Source organism: Candidatus Enterococcus willemsii (assembly GCF_009933335.1).
GTDB lineage: Bacteria > Bacillota > Bacilli > Lactobacillales > Enterococcaceae > Enterococcus_F > Enterococcus_F willemsii.
Genome location: NZ_MAEL01000032.1, coordinates 107,762 through 114,425 on the forward strand (window position 1 = coordinate 107,762; position 6,664 = coordinate 114,425).

5 protein-coding genes are annotated in these 6,664 nt (G+C 38.8%); all 5 read left to right on the forward strand.

Annotated elements, in window-relative coordinates; genetic code table 11:
• The first annotated feature begins 51 nt into the window (after positions 1-51).
• Genes BAU17_RS05370 through BAU17_RS05390 form a run of 5 tightly spaced genes read left to right on the forward strand, consistent with a single transcriptional unit; the run spans position 52 to position 6,385 of the window.
• Positions 52-849, forward strand: a complete 798-nt coding sequence (locus BAU17_RS05370; RefSeq protein WP_161901794.1) for a TIGR00282 family metallophosphoesterase — start codon at positions 52-54, stop codon at positions 847-849.
• A gap of 21 nt (positions 850-870) precedes the next feature.
• Positions 871-1,242 carry a YlbF family regulator gene (locus tag BAU17_RS05375; RefSeq protein ID WP_202622283.1) on the forward strand — a complete coding sequence of 124 codons (372 nt, stop codon included), beginning with the start codon at positions 871-873 and terminating at the stop codon, positions 1,240-1,242.
• Positions 1,243-1,244: 2 nt separating this feature from the next.
• Positions 1,245-3,824 (forward strand): DNA mismatch repair protein MutS, encoded by a 2,580-nt coding sequence (gene mutS / locus BAU17_RS05380; protein WP_161901795.1) that lies wholly within the window; start codon positions 1,245-1,247, stop codon positions 3,822-3,824.
• A gap of 15 nt (positions 3,825-3,839) precedes the next feature.
• Positions 3,840-5,840: a DNA mismatch repair endonuclease MutL gene (gene mutL, locus BAU17_RS05385; RefSeq protein ID WP_161901796.1), complete on the forward strand. Its 2,001-nt coding sequence runs from the start codon at positions 3,840-3,842 to the stop codon at positions 5,838-5,840.
• Complete coding sequence (locus tag BAU17_RS05390; RefSeq protein WP_161901797.1) at positions 5,837-6,385, forward strand: Maf family protein; 549 nt, start codon at positions 5,837-5,839, stop codon at positions 6,383-6,385. The genes mutL and BAU17_RS05390 overlap by 4 nt, the downstream gene beginning before the upstream one ends.
• The last annotated feature ends 279 nt before the right edge of the window (positions 6,386-6,664 follow it).

Consider the following 6,664-nt stretch of genomic DNA (forward strand, 5'->3'; position numbering starts at 1 on the left):
TCTTAAAACCTTTATAATAGGAAAAGATATGAATAGAGAAGAGGAAAATGTGTGCGAGTTTTATTTATAGGCGACGTTGTCGGTTCATTAGGAAGACAAACAGTCACGGATTATTTGCCAAAATTGAAAAAGGCTTATCGTCCACAAGTAACCATTTTAAATGGAGAAAATGCGGCAGCCGGCCGTGGAATTACAGAAAAAATTTATAAGAAATTTTTACAAGATGGTGTCGATGTGGTGACCTTAGGAAATCATACATGGGACAATCGTGGTATTTTTGAATTTATTGATGATGCAAAAAAAATGATTCGTCCAGCAAACTTCCCAGAAGCAGCCCCTGGTAAAGGGATGGTGTTTGTGAAAGTCAATGCGATTGAATTAGCGGTGATTAACCTACAAGCTCGTTCATTCATGGTAGATATTGATGATCCGTTTAAAGAAGCAGAAAAATTAGTCGAAGAAGCGCGCAAACGTACGCCGTTTATTTTTGTTGATTTCCATGGTGAAACGACAAGCGAAAAACAAGCGATGGGTTGGTTTTTAGATGGTCGTGTTTCGGCAGTTGTTGGAACGCATACCCATGTGCAAACGAATGATGCACGGATTTTACCACAAGGGACGGCCTTTTTATCCGATGTTGGTATGACGGGACCATATGATGGTATTTTGGGAATGCGACGCGAAGCAATTATTGAGAAATTTTTGACGGCATTGCCACAACGATTTGAAGTCGTTGAACAAGGACGCAGTATTTTATCTGCTTGTGTCATTGAAATTGATGAACAAACAGGAAAGGCTAAATCGATCCAACCGATTCAAATTAGCGAAGACCGTCCGTTTACGGAATAATAGGTATAAAGTGAGGTGCAAATGGTGAGTCCACTAGAACAAGAACCCGAAGTACAGCAGGCACTGGCAAAATTAATTGACCTATTATCTGAGCACGAGTCAATTAAGGAATTTAAGAAAATTCAAGCCAAAGCAGTGCAAAATGAGCATTTGAAAGAATTAGAAGCAGCCATTAAAGCCGCCCAAAAAGATGCTGTGCAATATGCACATTACAATAAACCAGAAGCAGAAAAACAAGCGATTGAGCGGATTAATGCATTAAACAAAGAATACGCAGAACATCCGCTTGTAATTGCTTACCGAGAAAAATTAATCGAAGCAGATGAGCTGTTACATTATGTGACTAGCAATCTGCAACGGCAAGTGAACCAATCAATTGAGGAGGAAAATTAATTATGCCTCAAAAAACGAAGCATACACCCATGATGGAACAATATTTCAGCATCAAGGCGCAATACCCCGATGCTTTTTTGTTCTACCGTTTAGGTGACTTTTACGAATTATTTTATGAAGATGCAATTCAAGTAGCACAAATTTTGGAATTAACATTAACAAGCCGGAATAAAAATGCGGATGAGCCAATCCCAATGTGTGGTGTCCCTCACCACGCAGCTGCAGGTTATATTGATACATTAGTAGAACAAGGGCACAAAGTAGCAATTTGTGAACAAGTGGAAGACCCAAAAACTACTAAAGGAATGGTTAAGCGAGAAGTTGTGCAATTAGTAACCCCAGGAACAGTGATGGATGGTAAAGGTCTATCTGCCAAAGATAATAATTATTTAACAGCTTTGTCTTTTGATGGGAAAGCATATGGTTTTTCTTATGTTGACTTAACGACTGGTGAATTACGAACAGCAACATTAATCGATGATGAAGCAGTTTTGAATGAAGCGTCCGCGTTGCAGACTAAAGAAGTTGTTTTTACAACCGATATTCCTGAAAGTGTTTCGCAATTATTAACTACACGCCTTGGCGTTGTTTTTTCTGAACAACAAACGTACGACCAAAATGCCGAATTTCAGTTTTTAACAAGTGATTTGGAGACGGAATTAGAAAAAGAAGTCACTGGGAAACTATTAAGCTATCTTTCTGTGACGCAGAAACGGAGCTTAGACCATATCCAAAAGGCGGTTTCTTATCAACCAGACCATTACCTAAAAATGGATTACTACTCAAAATTCAATTTGGAATTAAGTCAATCCATTCGAACAGGTAAAAAGCAAGGGACGTTACTTTGGTTATTAGATGAGACGAAAACGGCAATGGGTGGTCGCTTATTAAAACAATGGCTAGATCGTCCGTTGATTCAAGAATCGCAAATCAATGCACGCCAAGATCAAGTTGCTTCATTATTAGAGGCCTTTTTCGAACGTGTAGATTTACAAGCAGCGCTGACCAAAGTTTATGATTTGGAGCGCTTGGCTGGACGAGTGGCTTTTGGTAGTGTGAATGGACGCGATTTAATTCAGTTACGTACGTCGTTACAACAAGTGCCTTCGATTCGCGGTATTTTACAAGGAATTGATACAGGCGAGTGGACAGATTTATTAACGCGACTAGAGCCCTTGGATGACTTAGTTACTTTAATTGGTGAAGCAATTAATGAGGAAGCACCGCTGCAAATTACAGAGGGAAATGTGATTAAAGACGGGTTTAATGAACAATTGGATCAGTATCGTGAAGCCATGCGTAATGGCAAACAATGGTTGGCAGAATTAGAAGCAAAAGAACGCCAAGCGACGGGCATTAAAAATTTAAAAGTCGGCTATAACCGTGTCTTTGGTTATTATATCGAAATTACCAAAGCGAATTTAGTCCATTTAGAAGAAGGTCGTTATGAAAGAAAGCAAACGTTGACTAATGCAGAACGATTTGTGACACCAGAATTAAAAGAATTGGAAAAACTAATTTTAGAAGCAGAAGAACAATCTGTTGACTTAGAGTATCGTTTATTTTTAACTGTCCGTGAAGAAGTGAAAAAAGCTATCGAACGTTTGCAACGCTTAGCAAAAGCGATTAGTAGTGTCGATGTGCTCCAAAGTTTTGCGACGGTTAGCGAACGTTACCAGTATGTTCGTCCGACATTAAGCAATGACAAACAGCTCACAATTACAGATGGTCGTCACCCAGTCGTTGAAAAAGTGCTAGGCCATCAAGAGTATATTCCCAATACGATTGAAATGGATCCAGATACGATGATTCTATTGATTACAGGTCCTAACATGTCCGGGAAAAGCACGTATATGAGACAACTTGCTTTGACAGTCGTTATGGCGCAAATCGGTTGTTTTGTACCTGCTCAAGCTGCGAAGATGCCGATTTTTGATCGTATCTTTACACGTATTGGCGCAAGCGATGATTTGATTGCTGGTCAAAGTACCTTTATGGTCGAAATGATGGAAGCCAATCAAGCCTTGCGCTATGCGACACCAAATAGTTTAGTGTTATTTGATGAACTAGGACGAGGCACAGCGACTTATGATGGTATGGCGTTGGCACAAGCAATCATTGAGTACATCCATCAAGAAGTACGTGCCAAAACGTTATTTTCTACTCATTACCATGAACTGACTGTCTTAGATGAAGAGTTGGCTCACTTGCGAAATATTCATGTAGGTGCAGTTGAAAAAGATGGCGAAGTTGTCTTTTTACACAAAATGATGGAAGGTCCAGCAGATAAGAGTTATGGGATCCATGTTGCCAAAATTGCTGGCTTACCAGATGAATTACTGCAACGCGCCGATATTATTTTACAAGCTTTGGAAGCTGGCCATGAAGCACAACATCCTGCTCCTGAAGTCAGTCAACCAGTGACAATAAAGGAAGAAACGCAACAATTATCGTTATTTAGTGAAGTCTCTGAGGAAGAACAAGTAGTTATGGAACGTTTGAAAAAATTAAATGTGTTCGAGATGAACCCGATTGATGCTATGAAAGTATTGTATGAACTGCAACAACAATTGCAAAAATAGAAAGAAGGGAAGACCATGGGGAAAATTCAAGAATTATCCGAACGTCTTGCCAATCAGATTGCTGCTGGTGAAGTTGTTGAACGACCCGCTTCTGTCGTCAAAGAGTTAGTCGAAAATGCGATTGATGCTGGAAGTACTCAGATTGATATTTTATTAGAAGAAGCAGGTTTACGAAAAATTCAAGTGATTGATAATGGGGAAGGGATTGCTAAAGAGGATGTTAAGAGTGCCTTTAAGCGTCATGCAACCAGTAAAATTCACACACGCGATGATTTATTCCGTATCCGGACGCTCGGTTTCCGTGGGGAAGCTTTGCCGAGTATTGCTTCTGTGTCGGTTGTGACGATTGAAACAGCTTCGCAAACCGAAGAACAAGGGACGTATTTACGGATGAAAGGTGGCGCAATTGAAGAGCACCGTCCGTCCGCTTTGCGCCAAGGAACCAAGATTATTGTTGAAAATTTATTCTATAATACACCGGCTCGCTTAAAGTATGTCAAAACTTTACAAACGGAATTAGCAAATGTAGGAGATATCGTCAATCGTTTGGCTTTGAGTCATCCTACGATTGCCTTTCGTTTAGTCCATGATGGCAATAAAATGATGTCAACTTCTGGTAATGGTGATTTAAAACAAGCCATAGCAGGTATTTATGGTTTGCAGACTGCCAAAAAAATGCGAAAAATTACAGCTAAAGATTTGGATTTTGCAATTAACGGCTATATCTCATTGCCAGAAGTAACTCGGGCAAGTAGAAATTACTTATCAACGATTATCAATGGTCGTTACATTAAAAACTTTGCTTTGAATAAAGCTATCGTGAATGGTTATGGTTCAAAACTGATGGTAGGACGTTTTCCCATTGCAGTCGTTGAAATTACAATGGACCCTTTATTAGTGGATGTGAATGTCCATCCGACAAAACAAGAAGTTCGTTTGTCTAAAGAAGAAGAGTTAACGATCCTCATTAGCAAAACAATTAATGACGTTTTACGAGAAGAAAATTTAATTCCAAATGCTGCCGATAATTTGCGTTTTAAGAAAAAAGTAGAGAACCAAGAGAAAGTAGAGCAGTTGTCAATTGGACTAGAACAACCGAAAAAAACGAAATCTGGCTTAACCTTTAATCGGGAGACAGGTAGCTTTTATGTTGATAAGAGTTTTCAACAACCTGTGGAAAAATCTGTGGATAATGTTGGGGACAAAAGTGGAAAACTTCCACAAGAATCGGAATTGCCTGTTGAAAACGAAACGCCAGATGAGACGTCCTATGTTCAGGAAGCTCCGCCAGTCCAATATGAAATACAGGAACCAGAACAAATAGAACCCTTGGAAATAAGTGGTCACGAAGAAGTAAATACAAAAATGATTCAACGGATGATGGAAGAAGAAGCCCCTCAACAACGTTTCCCTCATTTAGAATATTTTGGGCAAATGCATGGAACATATTTATTTGCTCAAAGTCAAGAAGGTTTATACATTATCGACCAACATGCTGCACAAGAACGCATTAAGTATGAATATTTCCGTCAAAAAATTGGCGAAGTAGGCGATGATTTACAAGAATTACTGGTGCCAATTGTGTTAGACTACCCGAATAGTGATGCGTTGAAATTGAAAGAGCAAAGTGATGCACTGAAAGAAGTGGGGATTCATTTAGAAGAATTTGGAGCGAGTAGTTTTATTGTTCGGGCACATCCAACTTGGTACCCAGCTGGGCAAGAAGAAGAGATTATCCGTGAAATGATTGATATGTTATTAACAACTGGTAAAGTTAGCGTACACCAATTCAGAGAAGCAACAGCTATTATGATGAGCTGTAAACGTTCGATTAAAGCCAATCATTATTTGAATCCACAACAAGCACGTGTATTATTAGAAGAATTAGCAACTTGTGAGAACCCTTTTAATTGTCCGCATGGACGTCCGGTGTTGATTCATTTTACAAATGGCGACATGGAACGCATGTTTAAACGAATTCAAGACCCGCATCAATCAAGAGGTGGTAGCGAATGACAGTCATTTTAGCTTCACAGTCACCAAGAAGAAAAGAATTACTTCGCTTATTAATAGAAGATTTTACAATTTTACCAGCAGATATTGACGAAACAATCCATGAAACGGATGAACCAACAGAGTATGTTAGTAGAATGGCCCAAGAAAAAGCCGCCGTTATTAGCCGGCAATACCCAGAGGATCTAGTCATAGCGAGTGATACCATTGTTGCTAACGATCGTATACTAGGAAAACCAACTTCGCGAGCGCATGCCAAAGAAATGCTGCTCTCGATGAGTGGGAAGACCCATAGTGTTTATACAGCAGTTGTTTTACAAACAGCAACAAAGAAAGTCCAACGTCTAGCCTCGGCTGAAGTAACCTTTTATCCATTAACGGAAGATGAAATTGACCGTTATTTAGAGAAAAATGAATATATGGATAAAGCTGGTGCGTATGGAATACAGGGATCAGCTGCCGTTTTTGTTGAAAAAGTCGTCGGAGATTTCTATAGTATAGTAGGATTTCCAGTAGGATTAGTGAATCAGTTATTGAAAGAATTTTAAAAAATCCCGTAGAAATTAACTTTCTGCGGGATTTTTAGTTGGATTCGTACATAAAAAACGAATTTTTCGAAAAAAAGAAAAAATAATGAAAAATTAGGTTGACTTGTCCGTATATACATGATAAATTAGACAACGTTGGTTCGACGCCAACAACCAAAATAACTTTTTTATTTTAATTAAAAAAAGTTATTGACGGATTTGAAAACACGTGATATTATAACGAAGTCTCAATTTTAGAAAAAGAAATTTTCGTTGACAAATCAACAAAATTAATTAAAA

Excerpts from the sequence above, each read along its gene's own strand:
- BAU17_RS05375 (WP_202622283.1), top strand. The coding sequence starts at position 871 with ATGGTGAGTCCACTAGAACAAGAACCCGAAGTACAGCAGGCACTGGCA.
- BAU17_RS05390 (WP_161901797.1), top strand. The coding sequence starts at position 5,837 with ATGACAGTCATTTTAGCTTCACAGTCACCAAGAAGAAAAGAATTACTT.
- mutS (WP_161901795.1), top strand. The coding sequence starts at position 1,245 with ATGCCTCAAAAAACGAAGCATACACCCATGATGGAACAATATTTCAGC.
- mutL (WP_161901796.1), top strand. The coding sequence starts at position 3,840 with ATGGGGAAAATTCAAGAATTATCCGAACGTCTTGCCAATCAGATTGCT.